At 41.5% G+C, this 2548-nt stretch carries 3 protein-coding genes; all 3 read left to right on the top strand.

Translation table 11 applies throughout. The annotated features are described in order from the left end of the window. The first annotated feature begins 106 nt into the window (after positions 1 to 106). The gene (cobM, locus tag AC220I_RS21185; protein WP_486725860.1) at positions 107 to 856 is read left to right on the top strand and encodes a precorrin-4 C(11)-methyltransferase; all 750 of its coding nucleotides are present in this window, start codon (positions 107 to 109) and stop codon (positions 854 to 856) included. Next, on the top strand, positions 840 to 1982 hold the full coding sequence (locus AC220I_RS21180; protein ID WP_486725859.1) for a cobalamin biosynthesis protein: 1143 nt from the start codon (positions 840 to 842) through the stop codon (positions 1980 to 1982). The genes cobM and AC220I_RS21180 overlap by 17 nt, the downstream gene beginning before the upstream one ends. Continuing rightward, on the top strand, positions 1979 to 2548 hold a 570-nt coding region (locus AC220I_RS21175), incomplete at its 3' end, for a precorrin-3B C(17)-methyltransferase (protein ID WP_486725858.1). The genes AC220I_RS21180 and AC220I_RS21175, both read left to right, overlap by 4 nt.

The raw sequence follows: 2548 nt of genomic DNA, 5'->3' as shown, positions 1-2548 counted from the left end.
GTGATTTTTCTAAACCTAATCAGAAAATATATGATGACCTTTCAAGGGTCAAATTCGAAGATATCAGTTATTTTACGACTATACTAATTAATAAAGGATGGAAATAATGAAAGTTTATTTTGTAGGCGCAGGCCCAGGAGATCCAGAACTCATTACCGTTAAAGGACAGAGAGCACTTGCCACAGCCGATATCGTGATTTATGCAGGCTCACTTGTCAATCCAGCGCTTTTGGATTATTGCACACCTGAATGTACCATTTATAATAGCGCAACCATGAACTTGGATGAAATCATCGAAGTTTGCCATGAGGGCACAAAGGCTGGGAAAAAAGTTGTCCGTTTACACACCGGAGACTTTTCAATCTATGGTTCCTTAAGAGAGCAAATTGAAAGATTAGCACCTCTAAATATTGAATATGAGCTCATTCCGGGTGTCAGCAGCTTCTTAGGAGCCGCATCTGCACTTGAAGTGGAGTACACTGTTCCGGAGATCTCTCAAAGTTTAATCATCACAAGACTTGAAGGTCGTACACCTGTCCCTAAAAATGAAGCCCTTAGATCTCTTGCATCCCACCAAACTTCAATGGCAATTTTCTTATCTTCAGGTATGCTCGAAGAAGTAATCAAGGAGCTTCATGCTGGCGGATACCCTATGACAACGCCAATCGCTGTTGTTTATAAGGCAACTTGGCCAGAGCAAATTATCATCCGCGGTACTTTGGATGATATTGCTGAAAAAGTGAAGCAAGAAGGTATCACAAAAACGGCATTAATTATTGTAGGAGAATGTCTCGGAAACGCTTATAACGATTCTAAGTTATACGATAAGGACTTTAAACATGAATTTAGACCATAAACCGCATTTTGTCTTTTTTTCAGTAACTGAAAAAGGCAGTATGCTTGCTAAAGAACTGGAAGCTTTGCTTAAATCACATTTTAACAATGTTGGCCCAGACTTTGAACCCACTTTTAAACGCTACTCAAATTCTGATGTCAAAGCTTCTGGAGGGCTTGCCAAAGTCGTTTCACAAACCTTTTGTGAAATGCCACCGGTGGGTCAATCTGCCTTTGAAACTCGAAACCAGACCATTTTAATATTCACTTGTGCTGTGGGTATTGCCGTGAGAATGCTTGCACCTTATGTGAGTGATAAGCTAAAAGATCCCGCATGCATCGTCCTTGATGATCACGCACGGTTCGCCATTAGCCTACTTTCAGGCCATATCGGTAAGGCAAATGCCTATGCGCATTTAATTGCAGATTGCTTAAGTCCCAGCCATCAGACCCTGCCGGTCATCACCACAGCTACTGACACAAGAGGTATTGAGGGATTTGAGGAAGTCATGACCCATTTCAAGATTAACCTTGAAAAAAATCGTCATGTGATTAAGACCTTAAATGCCGCCTTGGTTGAAGGTCAAACGATCGGATTATTGGTGGATCCCTTTATTCGCAGCAAAAAGGGATTTGACCATCGAACGGTCACATGCTATGAGGATACAAACGCCTTTTTTAATCACCAGGGCCCAAGAGTCGTCATAAGTCTTCGAAAACCAGAAAAATGGCTAAAACATCTCTATGATGATTGCTGCTATATTTTTTATAGCCAATCATTGGTCCTTGGTACGGGTTGTCGCAAGGCGGTACCCTATAAGGCTTATTATCAACAACTTATTGAGGCCCTGAGCTTCGAGAGCTTTTCAATCAACGCAATTGGGGCAATCAGCTCAGTTAGGTTGAAAGCAGAAGAAATGTGCATTAATAAATTGTCTGAAACGCTAGATGTGCCTTTTATCACACATGAAGCCTCTGCCCTCTCTCCATTTACAGGTTTTTTTGAAGGCTCAGACTTTGTGGAAAAAACAACCGGTATTCGCTCGATCGCAGGACCATCAGCTTATATACTAAGTCAAGATGAACTTACGTTTAAAATATATAAAAAAGAAAAATGTACTTTTTCCTTTGGGAGGATTGAATTATGATATATGTCATTGGCATTGGACCAGGCGCAATTGAAAAAATGTCTGAAGAGGCAAAATTAGCAATACAAAAGTCTGATATTATCGTGGGCTATAAAACTTACATCAAACTTATAGAATCCTTAATCATAGACCAAGAGGTTGTCAGCAACGGCATGCGTGGAGAAGTTGAACGCTGCAAGGAAGCCATTGCACTTTCAAGAACAGGTAAAGTCGTATCGGTGATCAGCAGTGGTGATGCAGGCGTTTATGGCATGGCTGGACTCATTTATGAATTATCAAATGAAGAAGATGTCATCAAGGTCATTCCGGGCATTACTGCTTCAAGTGCAAGTGCTGCATGTTTAGGAGCACCACTTATGCATGATTACTGCCATATTAGCTTAAGTGATTTGTTGACCCCTTACGACCTCATTATGGAGCGCGTAAAACACGCAGCACATGGCGATTTTGTCATCTGCTTCTACAATCCCAAAAGCCACGGTCGTAAGGACCACATCAAGGTTGCGCTGGACCACATCAAAGCCATTCAAGGCGATCACATCCTTGTGGGTGTGGTTAAAGATGCT

The sequence above is a fragment of the Fusibacter sp. genome, from assembly GCF_057447755.1.
This window is presented reverse-complemented; position numbering and strand designations above follow the sequence as displayed.